At 69.0% G+C, this 22,388-nt stretch carries 18 protein-coding genes; all 18 read left to right on the top strand.

The window, feature by feature from the left end:
- The first annotated feature begins 128 nt into the window (after positions 1-128).
- The 18 genes from dapF (at position 129) to ftsZ (ending at position 22,380) form a co-directional block, all read left to right on the top strand.
- Positions 129-1,052 carry a diaminopimelate epimerase gene (gene dapF, locus H8S61_RS11425; protein ID WP_186939081.1) on the top strand — a complete coding sequence of 308 codons (924 nt, stop codon included), beginning with the start codon at positions 129-131 and terminating at the stop codon, positions 1,050-1,052.
- Entirely contained in the window at positions 1,049-2,206 is a 1,158-nt protein-coding gene (locus H8S61_RS11420; protein ID WP_186939080.1) for an LL-diaminopimelate aminotransferase, read from the top strand. The genes dapF and H8S61_RS11420 overlap by 4 nt, the downstream gene beginning before the upstream one ends.
- Positions 2,207-2,449: 243 nt before the next feature.
- Positions 2,450-4,051 carry a CTP synthase gene (gene pyrG / locus H8S61_RS11415; protein ID WP_186939079.1) on the top strand — a complete coding sequence of 534 codons (1,602 nt, stop codon included), beginning with the start codon at positions 2,450-2,452 and terminating at the stop codon, positions 4,049-4,051.
- Positions 4,052-4,183: 132 nt separating this feature from the next.
- The gene (locus H8S61_RS11410; RefSeq protein WP_154333853.1) at positions 4,184-5,077 is read left to right on the top strand and encodes a site-specific tyrosine recombinase; all 894 of its coding nucleotides are present in this window, start codon (positions 4,184-4,186) and stop codon (positions 5,075-5,077) included.
- Between the two features lie 549 nt (positions 5,078-5,626).
- Positions 5,627-6,076 (top strand): division/cell wall cluster transcriptional repressor MraZ, encoded by a 450-nt coding sequence (locus tag H8S61_RS11405; protein ID WP_154333854.1) that lies wholly within the window; start codon positions 5,627-5,629, stop codon positions 6,074-6,076.
- Positions 6,077-6,094: 18 nt separating this feature from the next.
- Complete coding sequence (rsmH, locus tag H8S61_RS11400) at positions 6,095-7,051, top strand: 16S rRNA (cytosine(1402)-N(4))-methyltransferase RsmH (RefSeq protein WP_154333855.1); 957 nt, start codon at positions 6,095-6,097, stop codon at positions 7,049-7,051.
- An 84-nt stretch (positions 7,052-7,135) separates the two neighbouring features.
- Complete coding sequence (locus H8S61_RS11395; protein WP_154333856.1) at positions 7,136-7,600, top strand: cell division protein FtsL; 465 nt, start codon at positions 7,136-7,138, stop codon at positions 7,598-7,600.
- 5 nt (positions 7,601-7,605) lie between these two features.
- Positions 7,606-9,480: a peptidoglycan D,D-transpeptidase FtsI family protein gene (locus H8S61_RS11390; protein WP_186939078.1), complete on the top strand. Its 1,875-nt coding sequence runs from the start codon at positions 7,606-7,608 to the stop codon at positions 9,478-9,480.
- A gap of 7 nt (positions 9,481-9,487) precedes the next feature.
- Positions 9,488-10,984, top strand: a complete 1,497-nt coding sequence (locus H8S61_RS11385) for a UDP-N-acetylmuramoyl-L-alanyl-D-glutamate--2,6-diaminopimelate ligase (RefSeq protein ID WP_186939077.1) — start codon at positions 9,488-9,490, stop codon at positions 10,982-10,984.
- Positions 10,985-10,993: 9 nt separating this feature from the next.
- Positions 10,994-12,472: a UDP-N-acetylmuramoyl-tripeptide--D-alanyl-D-alanine ligase gene (locus H8S61_RS11380; RefSeq protein WP_186939076.1), complete on the top strand. Its 1,479-nt coding sequence runs from the start codon at positions 10,994-10,996 to the stop codon at positions 12,470-12,472.
- A 2-nt stretch (positions 12,473-12,474) separates the two neighbouring features.
- Positions 12,475-13,521 (top strand): phospho-N-acetylmuramoyl-pentapeptide-transferase, encoded by a 1,047-nt coding sequence (mraY, locus tag H8S61_RS11375; protein WP_154333860.1) that lies wholly within the window; start codon positions 12,475-12,477, stop codon positions 13,519-13,521.
- A gap of 3 nt (positions 13,522-13,524) precedes the next feature.
- Entirely contained in the window at positions 13,525-15,042 is a 1,518-nt protein-coding gene (murD, locus tag H8S61_RS11370) for a UDP-N-acetylmuramoyl-L-alanine--D-glutamate ligase (RefSeq protein ID WP_186939075.1), read from the top strand.
- Positions 15,043-15,051: 9 nt separating this feature from the next.
- Complete coding sequence (locus tag H8S61_RS11365) at positions 15,052-16,317, top strand: FtsW/RodA/SpoVE family cell cycle protein (RefSeq protein ID WP_160942807.1); 1,266 nt, start codon at positions 15,052-15,054, stop codon at positions 16,315-16,317.
- 4 nt (positions 16,318-16,321) lie between these two features.
- The gene (gene murG / locus H8S61_RS11360; protein ID WP_186939074.1) at positions 16,322-17,425 is read left to right on the top strand and encodes an undecaprenyldiphospho-muramoylpentapeptide beta-N-acetylglucosaminyltransferase; all 1,104 of its coding nucleotides are present in this window, start codon (positions 16,322-16,324) and stop codon (positions 17,423-17,425) included.
- Positions 17,426-17,486: 61 nt separating this feature from the next.
- A complete protein-coding gene (gene murC, locus H8S61_RS11355) occupies positions 17,487-18,935 on the top strand; it encodes a UDP-N-acetylmuramate--L-alanine ligase (RefSeq protein ID WP_186939073.1) in 1,449 nt (482 codons plus the stop codon).
- Between the two features lie 7 nt (positions 18,936-18,942).
- A complete protein-coding gene (gene murB, locus H8S61_RS11350) occupies positions 18,943-19,869 on the top strand; it encodes a UDP-N-acetylmuramate dehydrogenase (RefSeq protein WP_186939072.1) in 927 nt (308 codons plus the stop codon).
- On the top strand, positions 19,823-20,896 hold the full coding sequence (locus H8S61_RS11345) for a cell division protein FtsQ/DivIB (RefSeq protein ID WP_160942811.1): 1,074 nt from the start codon (positions 19,823-19,825) through the stop codon (positions 20,894-20,896). Before murB ends, H8S61_RS11345 begins: the two co-directional genes overlap by 47 nt.
- A 362-nt stretch (positions 20,897-21,258) precedes the next feature.
- The gene (gene ftsZ / locus H8S61_RS11340; protein ID WP_160942814.1) at positions 21,259-22,380 is read left to right on the top strand and encodes a cell division protein FtsZ; all 1,122 of its coding nucleotides are present in this window, start codon (positions 21,259-21,261) and stop codon (positions 22,378-22,380) included.
- The last annotated feature ends 8 nt before the right edge of the window (positions 22,381-22,388 follow it).

Below are 22,388 nucleotides of genomic sequence, written 5' to 3'. Positions count from 1 at the left end.
CGCCCCGCATCGACGTTGCAGGCCTGTTAAATCACGCGTCGGGAGGGCTCCTGCGGGCGCGCGGGGCGGTATGATCGCGACGATGGCGGAAGCGGCGGGAGAACGCCGGAAAGGAACGGGATGCGCTCATGGAACTCGAATTCGCCAAACTGCACGGGTTGGGCAACGACTTCGTGGTCGTGGACGATCGGGCGCGTGCGATCGAGCTGACGGGCGCGCAGGTGCGGCGCCTGTGCGACCGCCATATCGGCGTCGGGGCCGACGGCGTGATCCTCGTGCGCCCCTCCGACGACCCTGCGTGCGCGGCCTACATGCACTACCTCAACGCCGACGGCACGCTCGCGCAGATGTGCGGCAACGGCGTGCGCTGCTTCGCGAAGTACCTCGTGGATCGCGGGATCGTGCCGTCGGATGCGCGCGAGCTCGTGGCCGGCACGCTGTCCGGGCCGAAGCCGATCGGCTTCGAGGCGGACGGCGACGGCAGGCTCGTGCGCGCCACGGTGGACATGGGCGCGCCGACGCTCGACCCGGCGGCGGTGCCGGTGCGCGCGGCCGCCAACGCCGTGAGCGCGCAGGGTGAGGAGTACGTGCGCGACGCGCCGCTCGCCTCGCCCTGGGGGACGTTCCGCTTCACGTGCGTGTCGATGGGCAACCCGCATGCCGTGTGTTTCGTCGACGACTGGGGCGCCCTCGCCGACGAGCTGTTCGCCGACTCGTCCGACAAGCGTCTCGCCACGTTCGACGTGGGCCGGGTAGGCGCGTTCTTCGAGGCGCACGAGCTGTTCCCGGAAAAGGCGAACGTCGAGTTCGCCACGGTCGGCCCGCAGGGCCTCGCGATGCGCGTGCACGAGCGCGGTTGCGGCGAGACGCTGGCCTGCGGCACGGGGGCGTGCGCGGTGCAGGTGGCCGCGTCGCTCACCGGGCGCGCCGGCTGCGAGAACGACGTGGAGCTGCGCGGCGGCGTCCTGCACATCGCCTGGGGCGACGACGGCCGCGTTCGGATGACCGGCCCCGCAGAGGAGAGCTTCGCGGGAAGGACGGTGGTCGCATGAGGACGGCGACCCGCCTCGATCATATGGCCCCGTACCTGTTCGCGCAGATCGACGCGAAGCGCGATGCGCTGCGGGCGCGCGGCGTCGACGTCATCTCGCTCGGCATCGGCGACCCCGACCTGCCCACGCCCGCGCACATCGTGGACGCGATGGAGGCGGCCGTCCGCGACCCGCAGAACCACCGGTACCCCGACTACGCCGGGTCCGACGCCTACCGCGCGGCGTGCGCGTCGTGGATGGAGCGCCGCTTCGGGGTGGAGGTCGACCCGCAGCGCGAGGTGCTCGCGCTCATCGGCAGCAAGGAGGGCATCGCGCACCTTTGCACCGCCTTCCTCGATCCGGGCGACTACGTGCTGGCGCCCTCCATCGGCTATCCCGTGTACGCGGGCGGCGCCACGCTGGCCAGCGCGAACGCCCACTTCATGCCCATGCGCGAAGGGGACGGGTTCCTCGCCGACTTCTCGCAGGTGCCCGACGAGGTGCTGGCGCGCGCGAGGATCATGTTCCTGGGCTACCCGAACAACCCCACGGGCGCCTGCGCCACCGAGGAGTACTTCGACCGCGCCATCGCGTTCTGCCTCGAGCACGACCTGCTGCTCGCGCACGACAACGCCTACTGCGACATCTGCTTCGACGGCTACCGTGCGCCCTCCATCTTGGAGCGCCCGCGCGCGCGGGAGTGCTGCATCGAGTTCTTCAGCCTGTCGAAGTCCTACAACATGACGGGCTGGCGCATCGCCTTCGCCTGCGGCAACGAGCGGGCGGTGGGCGCGCTGGGCACGGTGAAGAACAACCTGGACTCGGGCCCGTTCACGGCCGTGCAGGATGCGGCCGTCGCCGCGCTTGCCGGCAGCCAGGACTGCGTGGCCGAGCTGTGCGCGCTCTACGAGCGTCGGCGCAACCTCGTGGTGGACGCGTTGCGCTCCATCGGGATGGAGTGCGCCGTGCCGAAGGCGACCATTTACGTGTGGGCGAAGGTGCCCGCCGGCGAGACGTCCGCGTCGTTCGCGACGAGGCTGCTGGAGCGGGCGCACGTGATCGTGACCCCCGGCAGCGGTTACGGCCCCGGCGGCGAAGGCTACGTCCGCATCTCGCTGACCACGCCCGACGACCGGTTGCTGGAAGCCGCCCGGCGCATGAAGGCGGCGATGTAGGCCCTCGCCGCCCCGCGTGCCGCGCCGCCCCGCGTGCCGCGCCGCCCCGCGTCCCGCCCGCTGCGGGGGTCGCGCGCCGCCTGCGGCCGCCTAATGTTTCAAGCAGGTGAAATCACCCGATCGGCGCAGCCGCGCGCCGGGCGCTTTCGTACAATAAAACGACGTTGGGACGGAAGGTCGCTCGGCGTGCATCGGGCGTTTCTCCTGCCCGCACCGGAAGAGCATCGCGCGAAAAGGAGAACCATGGCCAAGCACATCTTCGTCACCGGCGGCGTCGTCTCATCGCTCGGGAAGGGCATCACGGCCGCGTCGCTCGGCCACCTGCTCAAGGCGCGCGGGTACAAGGCGACCATGCAGAAGATGGACCCGTACCTCAACGTCGACCCGGGCACCATGTCGCCCTTCCAGCACGGCGAGGTGTTCGTGACCGAAGACGGGCACGAGGGCGATCTCGACCTGGGGCATTACGAGCGCTTCATCGACGAGAACCTCACGCGCGAGTCCAACTTCACGCAGGGCTCCGTCTACCAGAGCCTCATCGCGCGCGAGCGCCGCGGCGACTACCTGGGCGGCACGGTGCAGGTCATCCCGCACGTCACCGAGGCCATCAAGGCGCGCCTGCGCCGCATCGCCGAGACGACCGGCGCCGACATCGTCATCTCGGAGATCGGCGGCACCGTCGGCGACATCGAGTCGCTTCCCTTCATCGAGGCCGCGCGCCAGTTCAAGAAGGAGCTGCCGTACGGCGACGTGCTGTTCGTGCACGTGACGCTTGTGCCCTACATCGCCGCCGCCCACGAGGTGAAGACGAAGCCCACGCAGCATTCGGTGAAGGAGCTGCGTTCCATCGGCGTGCAGCCCGACTTCATCGTGTGCCGTTCGGACCACGAGATAGAGGCCGCGGTGCGCGAGAAGATCGCGCTGTTCTGCGACGTACGGCCCGACGAGGTGCTGGCCTGCACCGACGCACCGTCCATCTACGAGGTGCCGCTCGGCCTGCACGAGCAGCGCTTCGACGAGATGGTGCTCGACCGCTTCGGCCTCGAGCGGCGCGCGATCGACCTCGCGCCCCTGCGCTCGTTCCTCGCCGCGGCGGACGGCTGCGAGGGGGAGGTGGACGTCGCCGTGGTGGGGAAGTACGTGAGCCTGCCCGACGCGTACCTGTCGGTCATCGAGGCGCTCGGGCACGCGGGCGTGCGCCGCGGCCGTCGCGTGAACGTGCACCTCGTGGATGGCGAGGAGCTGTCGGACGGCAACGCGGACGAGGTGCTGGGCGGCATGGACGGCATCCTCGTGCCGGGCGGCTTCGGCCAGCGCGCGTTCGAGGGCAAGATCGCCGCCGCCCGCTACGCGCGCGAGCGGGGCGTTCCCTACCTGGGCATCTGCCTGGGGCTGCAGGCCGCCGTATGCATGTTCGCGCGCGACGCGGCCGGCATGCCCGGCGCCACGTCCGCCGAGTTCGACGCCGAGGCCGCCTATCCCGTCGTCGACCTCATGCCCGAGCAGCAGGACGTGGAGGACAAGGGCGGCACCATGCGCCTGGGGGCGTACCCGTGCAAGGTGACGCCGGGCACCCGGGCGTTCGAGGTCTACGGTGAAGCCGTTATATATGAGCGGCATCGTCATCGTTATGAGGTGAACAACGCGTTTCGCGAGCGCCTCGTCGAGGCGGGGCTCGCGGTGTCGGGCACGTCGCCCGACGGGCGGCTCGTCGAGATGGTGGAGCTGCCCGGCCACCCGTGGTTCGTTGCCAGCCAGGGCCATCCCGAGTTCAAGAGCCGTCCCACGCGCCCGCATCCGCTGTTCTGCGGTTTCGTGAACGCGGCCGCCGACCGTCGCGGGTGAGCGGGTGAGGAAGGCCGAAGGCGTGCTATCCTGTGAACTATATCATGCAGGTGGTTCGGCGGAGGAGCCCCGGATGTTTCACGTGAAACATCCGTTCGGTGCTCCATGGCGGTGCGACGACGAGGGTGGCGGATGGACGAGCTGTATCGAGAGTACCTGGCATATCTGCGCGTCGAGAGGGGTAGCTCCCCGCTGACCGTGTCCGCGTACGCCGCCGACCTCAAGGACTACGCGCTGTTCCTCAAGAAGCGCGGGATCGAATCAGTGGACGACGTCGATCGCGAGGTCATCGTGGCCTACGAGTCCGACCTCTTCGACCGCGCGTACGCGGCCTCGACGGTGGACCGCCACGTGTCGGTGCTCAAGGGCTTCCACCGCTTCCTCGTGCGCGAGGGCTACGCGCGCCGCAACCCGGCCGACACCATCCAGCTTCCCAAAGCGCCCGACCGCCTGCCCGACGTGCTGTCGGTGGCTCAGGTGAACGAGATGCTGTCGAAGCCGTTGGGCAGCGGGCCTTTGGCCCTGCGCAACCAGACCATCCTCGAGGTGCTGTACGGCTGCGGGCTGCGCGTGAGCGAGTGCACGGGGCTCGACTTGGGCGACGCCGTGCTCGAGGACGGCTACCTGCACATCGTGGGCAAGGGGAACAAGGAGCGCATCGCCCCCATCTCGGGCGCCGCCCTGCGCGCGCTGCGCGACTACCTCGAGCGCGGGCGCCCCGAGCTCGTCCGCTCGTACGCGAAGTCCACTCCGGCCGTGTTCCTCAACGCGCGCGGCGGCCGGCTCACGCGCCAGAGCGTGCACGCCCTCGTCGCCGAGGCCGGCCGCACCATCGGCGTGGCGAACCTCCACCCGCACACGCTGCGCCACTCCTTCGCCACCCACATGCTGACCGGCGGCGCCGACCTGCGCGTCATCCAGGAGATCCTCGGCCACTCCGACATCTCGACGACCCAGATCTACACCCACGTCAACCGCGCTCACATCCGGGAAGAGTACCTCCACGCCCACCCCCGCGCGAAGTAGGGGGCGGAAGTCCGGCGCAGCGGTCCCGGCTCCGGTCCCGGCCGTGACGTTTCCACGCGAACGAATGTTTCACGTGAAACATCCCGAACTCCGCGTCCCGCCGCGCGCTGCGGGGAGGCGCGCCCTGCAGCGGGGAGGCGCGGCGCGCTGCGGGAAGGGGCGCCCCGCTGAGGGAGGCGCGCCGCGCGCTGCGGGGGCGCCTGCCGCAGCGCTGCGGGAGGCGCGCGCGGCGCGTCCCGCCGCTCGCCGGGGTTTGGGGATTGAAATTCGGGTTGAGGATCGACCCTGCCACAGATTCCGCATAACTCCCCACATCATCCCACCGCGCAGGGGAGCGATCTATATCTTGTGCCCCGCTTTGCACGTGCGGTCTACATGTGGGCCTGGCTATTTCCTGCAAGGAGGGGGTCAACTTGACGGGAGAGAATACGGTGGGTTTCAGAATGGGGAAAATGGGGGACAAGGAGCATATTTTGTTGCGAAGTGGGGCGAAGTGGGATAGAATTCCAAACATCGAAAGGGCCGTGGAACGGCGGCGGAAAGGAAGGCATGGCGGAAGAGGACAACAAGGTTGTTGATCTCAACAGCGCGTACCGCCATAAGGTGGACGCCAAAGGCCGCATGTCTCTTCCCGCAACGTTCCGCAAGGTGCTTTCGACGGATTTGGTGGTAACCCGCAACCCGAAGGACGAGTGCCTCTACGTGTTCGAGCCCGATGCGTTCAACGCATGGGTGGCCGGCGTGTTCGAGGACAAGTTCGGGAAGTTCGACCGCACCAACGATCTCCACGTGCGCCTGCGCCGCAAGCTGAAGTCGCGTGCAGCCGATGTGTCCATCGACGCAGCCGGCCGCATCATGATCTCGGCTGAGCAGCGCGAAGCCACGGGGATCGACAAGGAGGTCGTGGTCGTAGGCAACACGGGCTACTTCGAAATCTGGGACGCAAAGCGCTACGACGCGGTGGACGACGAGACCGATCTCGGTCTGTTGTTCGACTGATCGTAAGGCGTGAGCGATATGACAAGCGAATATCGGCATACACCCGTTCTGCTCGCCGAGTGCCTCGAATACTCGAACCTCAAACCACAGCACACATTCGTGGACGCAACACTCGGCGGTGCAGGGCATTCCTTCGAAGCGGCCAAGCTCATCGGGAGCACGGGCACGCTCATCGGCATCGATCAAGACGAGGTGGCGCTCGCCGCCGCCCGTCGAAAACTCGGGACGCTGCCTGATGATGTGCGCCCGCGCCTCGAACTGGTGCGCGGCAACTTCGGAGCTATGGACGAAGCACTTCTCAGCACGGAGGTACCCGGCGTCGACGCGGTTCTGTTCGACCTCGGGGTGTCCTCGGTGCAGATCGACACGCCGTCTCGAGGCTTCTCCTTCAAGGAGAACGGCCCTCTTGATATGCGGATGGATCCGGGTAAACAAACCCTTACCGCAGCAGAGATCATCAACACTTACAACGCAGCAGATCTCACTCGGATCATCCGTACGTACTCGGACGAGAAGTGGGCCAGCCGTATCGCGGACTTCGCGGTTCGCGCGCGGCAGACCGCTCCCATCGAGACGAGCGAGCAGCTGGTCGACGTCATCAAAGCCGCCATCCCCGCCTCGGCCCGCCGAGCAGGGGGGCACCCGGCAAAGCGCACGTTCCAAGCGCTGCGCATCGAGGTGAACGGCGAGCTCGACGTGCTGAGGAGCGGCCTCGACGCGGCCATCCGCTGGCTCAACCCCGGCGGCAGGCTCGTGGTGATCAGCTACCACTCGCTCGAGGATCGCATCGTCAAGGAGACGTTCGCGAAGTTCGCGAACCGATGCACCTGCCCGCCCGACCTGCCGGTCTGCGCGTGCGGGAAGCAGCCGATACTCGACATCGTCACCCGCAAGCCGGTTTTGCCGACTGCAGAGGAAATCGAGCGCAACCCTCGCGCGCGCAGCGCCAAGCTCCGCGTCGCGCAGAAGCGCTGACAACCGTCCCGCTGACAGAGGCGGGCGACATACGCACCGCACACGACCTTTACACGCAGCCAAAACACAGAAAGGGGGTCGGATATGGGCGCAGCACCAGCGTATTCGTACTATCCCGAGCGCGCACCCGAGCGTTCGCCGCGCGAGCGCATCAGCGTCGTTCCGGGCCGCGGCACCCGTACCCAAACCCCGACGCTCCCCTCGAGCGTCGTGTTCCTGGCGAAGGTCGCCGCCGTCGTGCTGCTCGTGGTGTCCATCGTGGGGTTCGCGCGCATCGGGCTCATGTCCGCCACGATCTCCACGACGATGCAGTCGAGCGAGCTGACGAGCCAGATCAGCGATGCCCGCTCGTCGGGCGCCGCCCTCGAGGTGTCGCAGAGCACGCTGTCCAACCCGACGAAGGTGAAGCAGCAGGCGAACAAGCTGGGCATGGCGGCTCCCGAGACCACGGGCGTCATCGACCTTGAGAAGGACGTCGTCGCAACCGACGAGTCCGGCGCGCTGTCCCTGTCCAAGAGCGTGGCCATAGCGTCTGGCTCCGAGGCGTAAAACCCATGTCCGATAGATCGCACACGCCGCGAGGCGAGCGCCCTGCTCGCGGTCGCGGAAGCTCCCGTTCGTCCGCGCGTCCTTCCCGTCCGCCGCACGCCGCACGAGGCGGGCGACAAGCGCGCACGCCCGCCCGCTCGACCGCGACGGCGGCATTCAACCCCAACTCGAACCGCGTGTTCCTGCCCATCCTCGTCTTCGCCGCCATCGCGGCGCTGTTCGTGCTGCGCCTGGCGTACCTGCAGGTGATCGCAGCACCCGCCATGGCTTCGGAAGCCGAGAACGCGCGCATGAGCTACGACTGGATCGAGCCGCGCCGCGGCACCATCTACGACCGCAACGGCGTCGTGCTGGCGACCTCCGTGGAATCCACCACCATCTACATCGATCCGGTCGAGGTGGACGACGCGGATGCCACGGCCCAGGTGCTCGTCGACGTGCTGGGCGGCCAGAAGTCGGACTACCTCGAGGCCGTCACCGCCTCGAACACGCGCTACGCGGTGGTCAAGGAGAAGGCCGACGTGGCGGTGGGCGAGAGCCTGCAGGAGCGCACGAGCGAGCTTTCGGACGAGGGCGGGTCGCGCGAGGGCATGGACTTCGGCATCCGCTACAAGACGGTGTGGAAGCGCGAGTACCCGAACGGCCAGGTGGGCGGCCAGGTGATCGGCGTCTGCACGCTGGAGACGGACCAGGATCTCAACCGCGAGTACTACCAGGGCGTGTCGGGCCTCGAGCTGTACTACGACGACATCCTGTCGGGCGAGGCGGGCTACACGCGCGAGGAGCGCAGCCCCGACGGCACGCCCATCCCGGGCGGCACGCGCGATTCCCAGGCCGCCGTGGACGGCCAGGACATCATCATATCCATCGACATCGAGCTGCAGCAGTACGTGGAGGAGCGCCTGACGGCCGACGAGAAGGGCATCACGGCCAACGGCGGCAGCGCCGTCGTGATGGACGGCGGCACGGGCGAGATCTATGCCGCGGCGTCGCTGCCCCTGCTCAACCCGGCGGACCGCACCGAGATGGAGGCCGACGCGCCCCGCCTCAAGTGCGTGACCGACCTGTTCGAGCCGGGCTCCATCTTCAAGTCGGTGTCCACGATGGCCATCCTCGAGACGAACACGATGGCGCCCGACGACGAGCTGTTCTGCCCGGCGACCATCACGGCCGACGGCTACACCATCTCTGACGCCCACGAACGCGGCGACGCCACGTTCTCGCTGCGCGACATCCTCGACCAATCGTCGAACGTCGGCATCTCGCTCGCGTCCGAGAAGATGGGCTTCAGCGAGCTGTACGACCATATCCTCAAGTACAACCTGAACTCGCTCACGGGCGTGGACTACCCCGGCGAGCAGATCGGCTACCTGCTCGACTTCGACCAGTGGAGCAAGGTGCAGGCCTACAACGTGTCGTTCGGCCAGGGCATCTCGCTCACGCCGCTGCAGATCACGCGCTTCTACGGCGCGCTCGTGAACGACGGCGTGGAATGCACCCCGCACTTCCTGCTGTCGAAGCCGCTGAGCGGCGAGACGCCCGAGTACGAAACCGTCGACGTCATCGAGAACAAGGAGGCCATCTCCACGATGACCGACATGCTGAAGACCGTCGTCACCAACGGCACGGGCAAGGCCGCCGCCATCGACGGCTTCAACGTGGCCGGCAAGACGTCCACGGCGGAGATCTACGACGAGGAGAACGGCGGCTATCGAAAAGGGGTGTACAACCTGGCCTTTACCGGGTTCCTGGCCGATTCTTCCAGCCAATTGGTTTGTTTTGTGGGTGCCAACGAGGTTCCCACCGACGGTGTGGTCACGCCGATTTTTAAGGATATAATGACTACAGCCATCGACCGATTCAATATTTACCCGGAGTGAGGAAGCCATGGGCAAGACCTGTACCGAACTGTTCGCAGGTATCGACTGCACCATCCTCGGCAACGCCGACGACGAGGTGAGCGGTATCGCCTACCGCAGCGATCGGGTGCAACCCGGCGACGCGTTCTTCTGCGTGGTGGGCATGACCTCGGACGGGCACTCGTTCGCCCAGGACGCCATCGACCGCGGCGCGAAGGTGCTCGTGGTGCAGCGCAAGGTCTACCTCGCCGACGCCACCGACGTCACCGAGATCGTGGTGAAGGACACCCGCAAGGCCATGGCGGCCGCCGCGGCGAACTTCTACGACCATCCTTCCCAGAACCTCGCGCTCGTGGGCATCACGGGCACGAACGGCAAGACCACCACCACCTACCTCGTGGAGCACATCGCGCGCGTGGCGGGCAAGCGCACGGGCGTCATCGGCACCGTGGGCATCCGCATCGGCGACGCGGCCGAGAAGTCGGCCCACACCACGCCGGAATCGCCCGACCTGCAGCAGCTGTTCGCGCGCATGCGCGACGCACGCTGCGACGTGGTGGCCATGGAGGTGAGCTCGCACGCGCTCGACCTCGACCGCACGTGGGACACCGCGTTCGCCGTCACGGCGTTCTCCAACCTGACGCAGGACCACCTCGACTACCATCACACGTTCGAGGCCTACTTCGAGGCGAAGGCGCGCCTGTTCTCGAAGGACTACCCGGCCAAGCGCGTGATCTGCATCGACGACAAGTGGGGCAAGGAGCTGCTGCGCCGCTGCTCGGTGGCCGAGGACAGCGTGGTCACGACGGGCTTCGACCCGTCCGCCCAGATCCATCCCGTGGACGTGCAGTACGCGCCCACGCACACCACCGTCACGCTCGACGTGCGCGGAAGCCTCCACACGTTCGACTACCCGCTCGTGGGCAGGTTCAACGTCGAGAACATCATGTGCGCGTTCGGCATCGGCCTGCAGCTGGGCTTCCCGGCCGGCGTCATCGTCGAGGCGCTCGAGGAAGCGCCGCAGATCCCCGGCCGCCTGGAGCGCGTGAGCGCGCCGAACACGGGCGGCGTGTCGGTGTTCGTGGACTACGCCCATACCCCCGACGCGCTGGAGAAGGCGCTCGCGTCCATCATGGCGCTCACCCCTGGCCGCACCATCTGCGTGTTCGGCTGCGGCGGCGATCGCGACGCCAGCAAGCGCCCCATCATGGGCCGCGCCGCGCTGGCGGCCGACCATGCCGTGGTGACGTCGGACAACCCGCGCACCGAGGACCCGCAGGCCATCATCGAGGACATCGTGAGCGGCATGGGCTCGGACGCCGACCGCTTCGAGGTGGAGGCCGACCGCCGCGCCGCCATCGCGCGGGCCATCGCGCAGGCGAAGGCGGGCGACTCGATCCTTATCGCGGGCAAGGGCCACGAGGACTACCAGCTGGTGGGCGATCAGGTGCTCAGCTTCGACGACCGCATCGTGGCCGCCGAGGAGCTTGAGTGCGCGTTCGGCTCCGAGCCGGCCGCGGAGTAAGGACGGCCCATGCGTTTGAACGCGAAGCAGATAGCCGCATGCACGGGGGGCGCGTTCGTGGTCGAGCCGCTCGATGCGCGGGCGCTCGTCACCGGCCTCACCTGGGATTCGCGCGACGCGCGCGCGGGCGACGTGTACGTCGCGCTGCCGGGCGAGCGCGTGGACGGCCACGACTTCATCGGCGCGGCCCTGCGCGGCGGCGCCGTCTGCGCGCTCGTCATGCAGCCGCTCGACGAGGCTGTGCGCGTGCTGGCGACCGAGCTGGGCGCGTGCATCATCGAGGTGCCCGACACGGCCCATGCCGTGGCCGATATCGCGGCCGAGTGGCGCGGGCACCTGCACGGACGCGTGATCGCGCTGACGGGCTCGACGGGCAAGACCACCACGAAGAACCTCGTGCGCGACGTGCTGGCCAGCACGCTAACGGTTGTGGCTACGGCCGGCAACCAGAACAACGAGCTGGGCGTTCCCAAGACGCTGCTCGCCGCCGAGCAGGACACGCAGGCGGTGGTGGTGGAGATGGGCATGCGCGGCGCGGGGCAGCTGGCCGACCTGTGCGACTACGTGCGCCCCGACTGGGGCCTCGTGGTGAACGTGGGCGAGAGCCACATCGAGCTGCTGGGCAGCCGCGAGAACATCGCGCGCGCCAAGGCCGAGCTTCTGTGCGCGCTGCCGGAGGGCGCGGGACGGGCGTTCGTGAACGCCGACGACGACTACGCCGATTTCGTGCGCGAGCACGCGCGCCTCGACGCGCGCCGCGTGGAAACCGTGCTGTTCGACGGTTCCGCCGCCGCGGCCGAGCGCCGCGCGGGCGCCGACGCGGCGCGCCCCGCCGTGTGGGCCGAGCAGGTGGAGCTCGACGAGCAGGGCCGTCCGCGCTTCGAGCTGCACGCCGTCGGCTTCGACGGCGCCGACGGCGCGGAGGAGGGGGCGCGCTGCGCGCTCACGCTGCGCGGCCTGCACAACGTGTCGAACGCATGCGCCGCGGCCGCCGTCGGGCGCGCCTGCGGCATCCCGCTCGCCGTCTGCGCCGACGCGCTCGCGCACGCCGAGCCCGAGGCCGGCCGCCAGGAAGTGGTGCGCGCGCGCGGCGGGTTCACCGTGGTGAACGACGCCTACAACGCGAACCCCGACTCGATGCGCGCGTCGCTTGCGACGTTCTGCGCGCTCGACGTGCCGGGCAAGCACGTGGCCGTGCTCGGCGACATGGGGGAGCTGGGCAGCTACGCGCCGGCCTGCCATGCGGGCATCGGCACGTTCGCCGCCACGCTGCCGCTCGATCGGCTCGTGTGCGTGGGCGAGCTGTCCCTGCACATCGCCGACGCGGCAGAGCGCGCCGGCATGGAGCCCGACCGCATCGTGCGCGCGGGCTCGCTTTCTGAAGTGTTCGGCGATTTGGACACCTGCGTCGAGCCCGGCGATGCCGTGCTGGTGAAGGCATCGCATTTCATGGGTCTCGAACGCGTGGTCGAAGGACTGGTCAATTAACTATGTTTACGGTATTCAACCAATATCCGACGTTTCTCGTATTCCTCGCCATCGTGTTCGCCATGGTGGTGACCATGGTGCTCACGCCGCTGTGGATCAAGTTCCTCAAGTCGAGCCACATCGGCCAGCAGGTGCGCGCCGACGGCCCCGAGAGCCACCTCGTGAAGCAGGGCACGCCCACCATGGGCGGCGTCATCATGCTGATCGCGGTCATCGCGGCGGCGCTGTTCATCGGCATGCCCACGCCCGAGACGTTCGTGCTTCTGGCGGCCACCGTGCTCACGGGCCTGCTCGGCCTCATCGACGACGCATCGAAGGTGGTGAAGGAGCGCTCGCTCGGCCTCACCCCGAAGGCGAAGATCGTGGGGCAGGTGGCCATCGCCACCGCGTTCGTGCTCGTGGCCGTGAACTGGCTGGGCATCGAGCCCACCGTGGAGATCCCCTTCGTCGTCACGCTCGACTTCGGCATCCTGACGACGGTGGTTCCCCTCGGCGACGGCATCGCCATCCCCTGGCTGTACCTGCTGTTCATGAACATCCTGCTCGTCGGCATGTGCAACGCCGTGAACCTCACCGACGGCCTCGACGGCCTGGCGGCGGGCACGGTGATGATCGTCATGATCGTCATGGCGGCCATCGCGTACCGCTCCGATTTGCTGGAGCCCGCCATCTTCGCCGCGGCGCTCGCGGGCGCGTGCATCGGCTTTCTGTGGTTCAACTCGTTCCCGGCCGACATCTTCATGGGCGACACCGGGTCGCTCGCGCTCGGCATGGCGCTGGGCTGCCTGGCCGTGCTCACGAAGACCGAGTTCGTGTCGCTCATCATCGGCGGCCTGTTCGTGGCCGAGGCCCTGTCCGTCATGATCCAGGTGTTCTACTACAAGAAGACGAAGAAGCGCATCTTCCTCATGGCGCCTCTGCACCACCACTTCGAGAAGAAGGGCTGGAGCGAGACGAAGGTGGTCGTGCGCTTCTGGATCATCTCCGGCGTGCTGGCCGCGACGGGCTTCTCGCTGTACTTCGCCGAGACCCTCATGGCGGTGGCGTAAGCCATGGCGTCGCGGGAGCTCATAGCGAATCGCAAGCACGCGCCGCACCATCTGGGGCGCGTGCTCGTTTTGGGTCTGGGCAAGAGCGGGCGCGCCGCGACGGCGTACCTGCTGCCGCTCGTGGGCGAGCGCGTGGACGCGCTGGCCATCGCGGCCGGCGCGCGCACCGCGGCCTCCGAGGAGTTCGCGGCCGAGGCGCGCGCGGCCGGCGCGCTCGTGGCGTTCGAGGACGACGCCGTGGGCGTTCTGGCGGACGCGGCGGGCGGGTCGTTCGACCTGTGCATCGCGAGCCCCGGCATCTCGCAGTTCTCGGCGTTCTACGAGGCGGCCGCGGCCGTGTCGGCCGAGGTGATCAGCGAGGTGGAGTTCGCCTGGCGCGAGAGCGCCGCGGACAGCCGCTGGGTGGCCGTGACGGGCACGAACGGCAAGACGACGGCCTGCGCGCTCGCCGCGCACGTGCTGGCGGGGGCGGGGCTCGCCGCCGCGGCCGTGGGCAACATCGGCGACCCGTGCATCGAGGCCGTGGCCGCGGGGCGCACGGACGTCTACGTGGCCGAGGTGTCGTCCTACCAGCTGGCCTCCACGGCGCGCTTCGCGCCGAACGTGGCCGTGCTGCTGAACATCACGCCCGACCACCTGCATTGGCATCGCAGCTTCGAGGCGTACCGCGACGCGAAGCTCAAGCTGCTGGCGAACCTGGACGGCGTGCCGGGGGCCGTGGCGGTGCTCGACGCGACGAACGACGTCGTGCGCGCCGAGGTGCGCCGCCTGCGCGCCCTGGACGCCGACGAGCGCGGCTTCGCGTACGTGCCGATGGGCACGGCGGCGGGCCTCGGCGGCGACATGCGCGCCGCGTGCGGCAGCGACAACGCCGCGTTCCTCGACGCCGACGGCACGCTGCGCGTGGCGCTGGGCGGGACGGAATATACTGCGGGGCGCGCCGCCGAATTGCAGATCAAGGGCGAGCACAACGCCTCGAACGCGCTGGCCGTGACGGCCGCCGCGCTCGCGCTCGGCGTGGACGCCCGCGACGTGGCCGCGCACCTGCGCTCGTTCAAGCCGCTCGAGCACCGCATCGAGCCCTGCGGCACCGTCGGCGGCGTCCGCTGCTACAATGATTCCAAGGCCACGAACGTCGATGCGACGCTCAAGGCCCTCGCCGCGTTTCCCGAGACGCGCCCCGTCGTGCTGCTGGGCGGCGACGACAAGGGCACCGACCTCGCGCCGCTCGTCGCGGCCGCGCACGCGCATGCGCGCGCCGTCGTGTGCTTCGGCGCGGCGGGCCCGCGCTTTGCCGCGGCGTTCGAAGCGGCGCGCGAGCAGGCTCCGGCGGGGTTCGCCGTGGCCCGCGCGGAGCATCTCGCCGACGCGCTCGGCGCGGGCCTCGCGCAGGCCTCGGCGGGCGACGTCGTGCTGCTGTCCCCGGCCTGCGCCTCCTTCGACGAGTTCGGCTCGTTCGAGGAGCGCGGCAGCGCCTTCAAGACGCTCGTGGCCGGCGCGGCCTCCGCGCTCGGCGCGTAGCGGGCTGCCATGGCTACCCAACGCGACAGGCAGGGCGCACCCGCCCACATCATGGGACCGCGGATCATCCTTCTGCTGTCGGTGCTCGCCCTCATGCTCATCGGCTTCGTGATGATCTACTCCACCTCGGCGGTCATCACCCTGGCGAAGGCCGGCAGCGAGGCGGTCGATCCGATGGGCGAAACCCTCAACCAGATCAAGTTCGCCGTGGCGGGCGTCGTCATCGCGGCGATCATCTGGAAGCTCGTGCCGGTGTCGCTGTGGCGCAGCAACGCGGTGTGGGCCATCTGGGCCGTGGCGTTCGCGCTGCTCGTGGTCACGGCCGTGGCGGGCGTGGGCGACGAGGAATGGGGCGCGCGCCGCTGGCTCATGATCGGCTCGGCCAGCCTCCAGGCTTCGGAGTTCGCGAAGATCGCGCTCGTGCTGGTGGCGGCGCGGCTGTTCTCGGACTTCCGCGAGGGGCAGTACTCCGTGTGGGTGTTCTTCGCGCTCGTGGGCCTGCTCGTGCTGGCCCCGGTGCTCATCATCTTGGGTCCCCAGTCCGACCTGGGCACGGCCATGATCTGCGTCGTGGGCATCCTCGCGGTCATGTGGCTGGGCGAGGTGCCGCTGCGCACGATGCTCATCGTGATCGCCGTGGTGGTGGCGCTCGGCCTCGTGGGCATCTTCGGCTCGTCGTACCGCCGCGACCGCCTCATGGTGTTCATGAACCCGTGGAACGACGGCGAGGGCGGCTTCGGCACGGGCTACCAGCTCATCCACTCGCTGTACGCGCTGTCCGGCGGCGGCCTGTTCGGGGTCGGCCTCGGCAACTCGCACGAGAAGTACCTGTACCTCACCCAGGCGGACACCGACTTCATCTTCGCCATCATCGGCGAGGAGCTGGGGCTCGTGGGCGCCGCGGTGGTCATCGCGCTGTTCCTGCTGTTCCTGTACGCGGGCACCCGCATCGCGCAGTCGTCGCCCGACAACTTCGGCACCATGGTGGCGGGCGGCTGCACCATCATGATCGCGTTCCAGGCGTTCCTCAACATCGCCATGGTCATCGGCTGGTTCCCCGTGGTGGGCAAGCCGCTGCCGTTCATCTCGTCGGGCGGCTCGTCGCTCGTGGCCATGCTCATCATGGTGGGCATCATCCTGTCGGTATCGCGCGGCGCCGAGGCGCCGAGCATCTACGATCGCCGACGCGCCGACCTGCGCGTCGTGCGCGCGACGAACGACGCCCCGCCGCCGAGGCGCGGCGAGCGCTCGTCGTCGAGCAGGGGTAGGAGGTAGCACTATGCTGGTCGTTCTTTCCGGCGGCGGGACCGCCGGCCACATCAACCCGGCGCTCGCCTTGGCGGACGTGCTCGAGGAGCGCGGCTGCGAGGTGCGCTTCGCCGGCACGCCCACGGGCGTGGAGGCGCGGCTCGTGCGCGAGGCGGGCATCCCGTTCACGCCGTTCGAGGCCCAGGGCTTCAACCGCAACCATCCGCTGACGCTGCCGAAGGCCGTGCTCACCATCCAGAAGAGCACGGGCCTCGCGCGCCGGTGGTTCGACGATATCGAGCCCGACGTGGTGGTGGGCTTCGGCGGCTACGTGTGCATTCCCGTGGCGCGCGCCGCCGAGCAGCGCGGCATCCCCGTGGTGGTGCACGAGCAGAATTCGGTCATGGGCATGGCGAACAAGTACCTCGCGAAGCGGGCCACCGCCGTGTGCCTCACCTACGAGCACGCCGCCGAGGCGCTGCCCGACAAGAGCCGCGTCCGGGTGACCGGCAACCCCGTGCGCGCGAGCGTGTTCTCCGCCACGCGCGAGCAGGGCCGCGCGCGCTTCGGCGTGCCCGCGGACGCGCGCATGCTGCTGGTGACGGGCGGCAGCCTGGGCGCGCGGCACCTCAACCGGGCCGTCGCGGCGCTCAAGGACGAGCTTCTGGCCTACGACGACCTGCACATCGTGCAGGTGACGGGCCCCAAGGAGCTCGACGCCGTGCGCGCGCAGCTGGCGCTCGCGCCCGAGCAGGAGGCGCGCTGGCAGCTGCTAGGCTACACCGACCACATGGGCGACGCCATGGCCGCGGCCGACGTCGTCGTGTCGCGCGCCGGCGCCACGTCGCTCGCCGAGATCTCGGCCCGCGCGTTGCCCGCGCTGCTCGTGCCGTTCCCCTTCGCCACGGAAGACCACCAGACCACGAACGCGCAGGCGTGCGTGGAGGCGGGGGCCGCCTACCTCGTGGCCGACGCCGACGTGGAGGGGCCCGCGTTCGCGCAGAAGCTGCGCGAGCTCATCGAGGACGAAGGCCTCCGCGCGCGCATGGCCGCCGCGGCGCGCGCGCAGAAGACGCGCGATGCGGCGGGGCTTCTGGCCGACGCGGTCATGGAAGCGGCCCGCGCGCAGCGCTGAGCGCGGGCGCGATAGGGTACAATAGCGGTTCGCAGTACAGGAGAGAGACCGAGGACGCACTATGGACACCATGCACATCGATCAGGTACATTTCATCGGCGTCGGCGGCGTCGGCATGAGCGGCATCGCGCGCGTCGCGTTCGACCAGGGCATGCGCGTGAGCGGCACCGACCTCAAGGAGAGCCGCTACACCAAGCAGCTGCGCGAGGCGGGCATCGACGTGCACATCGGCCACGACCCGGCGAACATCCCCGCCGGCGACCCCGTGATCGTCGTGTCCACCGCCATCCTCGACAACAACCCCGAGCTTGCCGCCGCCAAGGCGCGCGGCCTGACCATCTGGCATCGCGCGCAGATGCTCGCGCATTTGGGCGTGGGCCTCGAGACGCTCGCGGTGGCCGGCACGCACGGCAAGACCACCACGTCATCCATGCTGGCCAGCGTGCTCGACGGCATGGGGGAGGATCCGACGTTCCTCATCGGCGGCATCGTGCGGGCCTACGGCACGAACGCGCACTCGGGCACGGGCGCGCACTACGTGGTGGAGGCCGACGAGAGCGACAAGTCGTTCATGCACCTGGCGCCGCGCGCCGTGCTCGTGACGAACATCGAGGCGGACCACCTCGACCACTACCGCGACCTCGACGAGATCTACGAGAAGTTCGCCTCGTTCATCGGCTCGGTTCCCGACGACGGGGGCGTCGTCGTGGCCTGCGGCGAGGACAAGGAGCTCGTGCGCGTGGCCCGCGCCTCGGGCAAGCGCCTGTTCACCTACGGCTTCAACGACGCGTGCGACCTGCGCATCAGCGCGTACGCGCCGAACGGCGTGGGCAGCGACTTCGCGCTCGCGCTGCCCGACGGGAGCGTCGTGCAGGCGCGCATCAAGCAGAACCCGGGCCGCCACAACGTGCTGAACGCCGCCGGCGTCATCGGTCTTCTGTGGGCGCTCGGCTACGACCCGGCCCAGGCCGCGGCCGCGTTGGCCGACTTCGCCGGCGTGAAGCGCCGCTTCGACCTCGTGGGCGAGGCCGCCGGCGTCACCGTGGTCGACGACTACGCGCACCATCCCACCGAGATCGCCGCCACCATCGAGGCCGCGTCGCATCTGGGCTTCGCGCACGTGCACGTGCTGTTCCAGCCGCATCGCTACTCCCGCGCACCGCTGTTCACCGAGGTGCTCAAGGACGACTTCGGCCGGGCGTTCGACGCGGCCGACGCCGTCACGTTCATGGACGTGTACCCGGCGGGCGAGGCGCCCGTTCCCGGCGTGTCGGGCAAGACGTTCCTCAACGTGGTGCTCGACCATGCGGGCCATCCCGAGGCGGCCTACGTGCCGCGCCGCATCGAGGTGGTGCCGTACCTCGCCGGCAAGCTGGGCGAGGGCGACCTGCTGATCACCATGGGAGCCGGCGACGTGACCGCCATCGGACCGCAGCTCATCGACGCGCTTTCGCAGACGGGTGCCGCCGTGCCCGCCGCCGCATCGGCTGCGACGCGACAGCAGGCGTGATGCGGCGATGACCGCGCGCCATACCTCGCCGCTCGAGGCGCTGCTCGTCGACGACGCGTTCGAGGGCGACGTGTACCCGTCCGAGCCCATGGCCCGGCACACCATGTACCGCATCGGCGGGCCCGCGCGCTTCTACGTGCAGGTGGCCTCCGTCGGCGCGCTCAAACGGCTCGTCACGGTGTGCGAGACGGGCGGCGTGCCGTGGGTGGCCATCGGCCGGGGCAGCAACCTGCTCGTCGCCGACGAGGGATTCCCCGGCGTCGTCATCACGCTCGGGCGCGATTTCCGCACGTGCCGCTACGACGAGGACACGCACAGCTTCTGCGTGGGAGCGGGCGTGCCGCTGTCGTCGGTGGTGCAGGAGGCGTTCCGCCGCTCGTTGGCGGGCTTCGAGTTCGCCGTGGGCACGCCGGGCACCGTGGGCGGCGCGCTGCGCATGAACGCGGGCTCGCGCGACGAGTGGATTGGCTCGCGCGTGGTGTCGGTGACCACGCTGTCGCCCGAAGCGGGGCTCGTGCGCCGCGACGGCGACCGGATCGCGTGGGGCTACCGTTCCAGCTCGTTCGCCGAGGACGAAGTGATCGTCGAATGCGAACTTTCCGTAGAGCCTGCCGACCCGTTCTTCATCCGCGGTAAGATGGAGGCCTCGCACGCGCGGCGCAAGAAGACGCAACCGCTGTCGCTGCCGTCGTGCGGAAGCGTGTTCCGCAACCCCGAGGGCGCCCAGGTGGGCGCGCTCATAGAAGAAGCCGGGCTCAAGGGCCTGGCCATCGGCGGCGCAAGCGTGTCGGACGTGCATGCGAACTTCATCGTGAACACGGGCAACGCCACCGCGCGCGACGTGATAGAACTGATCAACCTGGTCAAGGCAAAGGTGTACGAGACGTATGGCATCGAATTACAACCGGAAGTCCGCTTCCTCGGGTTCGCGTAAAGCGACCTCCCGCAGCAGCCGCGCTTCCGGCTCGGCCGGCAGGAGCGCACGGCCCGCGAGCGCCGCGCCGCGCTCGTCCGCGCGCGGCGGCATGCCGCGCAGCTCCACGCCGCGCTCGTCGACGCCCGGCACCTACCGCGCCATGCCCGGCGGCCAGCTGCCGCAGCGCCGCGCGAGCCAGGGCCGCCCGTCGCTGTCGTCGGTGCGCGTGGGCGACCTCGACCGCGCCGAGCGCTCGTCGCGGGCGCAGAAAACCTACCGGCGCTACCTCGTGCGCATCGGCATCATCGCGGCGTGCGTGCTCGCGGTGGTCGTCGGCGGCTTCGCCGTGTACTATTCCAGCCTGTTCACCATCGAGAACGTCTCGGTCACGGGCGTGGAGCACCTCACGGCCACCGACATGTCGGAGCTGGCCAGCGTGCCCGCCGGCACCACGCTGCTGCGCGTGGACGCCGCCGGCATCCGCGACCGGCTGCTCCAGGACGCCTGGGTGGAGGACGTGTCGGTGAACCGCGTGTTCCCGAACACGCTCGAGCTGGCCGTCACCGAGCGCACCATCGCGGCGGTGGTGGACGTGCCCACCGAGAACGCCGAGTCGACGCAGGCGTGGGCCATCGCGTCGGACGGCATGTGGCTCATGCCCATCCCCGATCAGAACTCCGAGGCCGGCAAGCGGACGAGCCCGAAGGTGTACGAGGACGCCGCCACCGTGCTGCATATCACCGACGTGCCCTACGGCACGCGGCCCGAGGTGGGCGCGTACTGCTCGGACGCCAGCGTGAGCAACGCGCTGGACATCGTGGCCGGCATGACCACCGAGCTGGCGGGGCAGGTGAAGAAGGTCGCGGCCACCGAGACCGAGTCCACCACGCTCACGCTGGAAAGCGGCGTGGAGATCGTGTTCGGCACGGCGGAGAACATCCGCGACAAGGAGCGCGTCTGCCTCGAGATCATGGAAGAGCATCCCGACGGCCTCGCCTACATCAACGTGCGCGTGGTGGACCGTCCCACCTGGAGGGCGCTCTAGGCACCCTCCAGGTGGCCGCGGGTGCCTCCTTGCGCACGTCTCAAAAGGACTGGGCCTTCGGGGCGGTGTGGATCCTGTAATGGCGAGACGCTTGCGTATAGGGTCGGTTCCGTCCGTTTCGCCAACGGTCGCCCGCCAACGACGAGCGGCGGGAAGGCGCCCAAGGCGGCTTCCCGCGCGTGCGGCGACGGCTTCCCGGCCTTTCCGCTTACCCGATTCATTCGCTATATCTGTGGATGTACGCATTTCATTACCGCAGCGTAATTTGCAAATGGTTACGCATCGTGTACAATAACCGCACGTGAACTGTGCCCACGAAGGGAAACGCAGCATTTGAAAACGCAGCAGGTGTGGAGGATACAATGCCAAACAAGATAGGTTCCGAGCATTTGGCGGTCATCAAGGTCGTCGGCGTCGGTGGCGGCGGCACGAATGCCGTGAACCGCATGGTCGAAGCGGGCGTGCGAGGAGTCGAGTTCATAGCCGTCAACACGGACCGGCAGGCTCTGCTCATGTCGGATGCCGACAAGACGATCCACATCGGCGAAGAGCTGACGCGCGGCCTCGGCGCCGGCGCGAACCCCGAAGTGGGCTGCCAGGCGGCCGAAGAGAGCCGCGCGGAGATCCGCGAGGCTCTCGCCGAGGCGGACATGGTGTTCGTCACGGCCGGCGAGGGCGGCGGAACCGGCACGGGCGCGGCGCCCATCATCGCGGAGATCGCCCGCGAGGAAATCGGCGCGCTGACGGTGGGCATCGTCACCAAGCCGTTCTCCTTCGAGGGGCGCACCCGCCGCAACCAGGCCGATCAGGGCATCGATCTGCTGTCTCAGAAGGTCGACACGCTCATCGTCATCCCGAACGACCGCCTGCTCGAGATCGTCGACAAGAAGACGAGCATGCTCGACGCGTTCCGCATCGCCGACGACACGCTGCGCCAGGGCATCCAGGGCGTGACGGACCTCATCACCATCCCGGGCCTCATCAACCTCGACTTCGCCGACATCCGCACCGTCATGAAGGACGCCGGTACCGCCATGATGGGCATCGGCCTGTCCTCCGGCGAGAACCGCGCCCTCGACGCGGCGCAGCAAGCCACGAACTCCAACCTGCTCGAGGCGTCCATCGCGGGCGCGTCGCGCGTGCTATTCTCCATCGCCGGCGGCCCCGACCTCACGCTCACCGAGGTGGACGCGGCCGCGCGCACGGTGGAAGCCTGCGCCGACGAGAGCGCCAACATCATCTACGGCCAGATCATCGACGAGTCGATGCAGGACCAGGTGCGCATCACGGTGATCGCCACGGGTTTTAAGATGGGTTCTTCGCAACAGTCCTCCATGGACTTCTCGCGCAAGGACCTGTTCGCCTCCACGACGGCGCCCGAGCCGATGCCCTCCGCTCCTCCCGTGACGTTCTCCACGACGTCGCGCGACGGCCGCTTCGCCGACGAGGACTACATCCCCGACTTCCTGAAGCGCCAGCGGTAAGGAGCGGT

It is taken from the genome of Eggerthella hominis, from assembly GCF_014287365.1.
Classification (GTDB): Bacteria; Actinomycetota; Coriobacteriia; order Coriobacteriales; family Eggerthellaceae; genus Eggerthella; species Eggerthella guodeyinii.
This window is presented reverse-complemented; position numbering and strand designations above follow the sequence as displayed.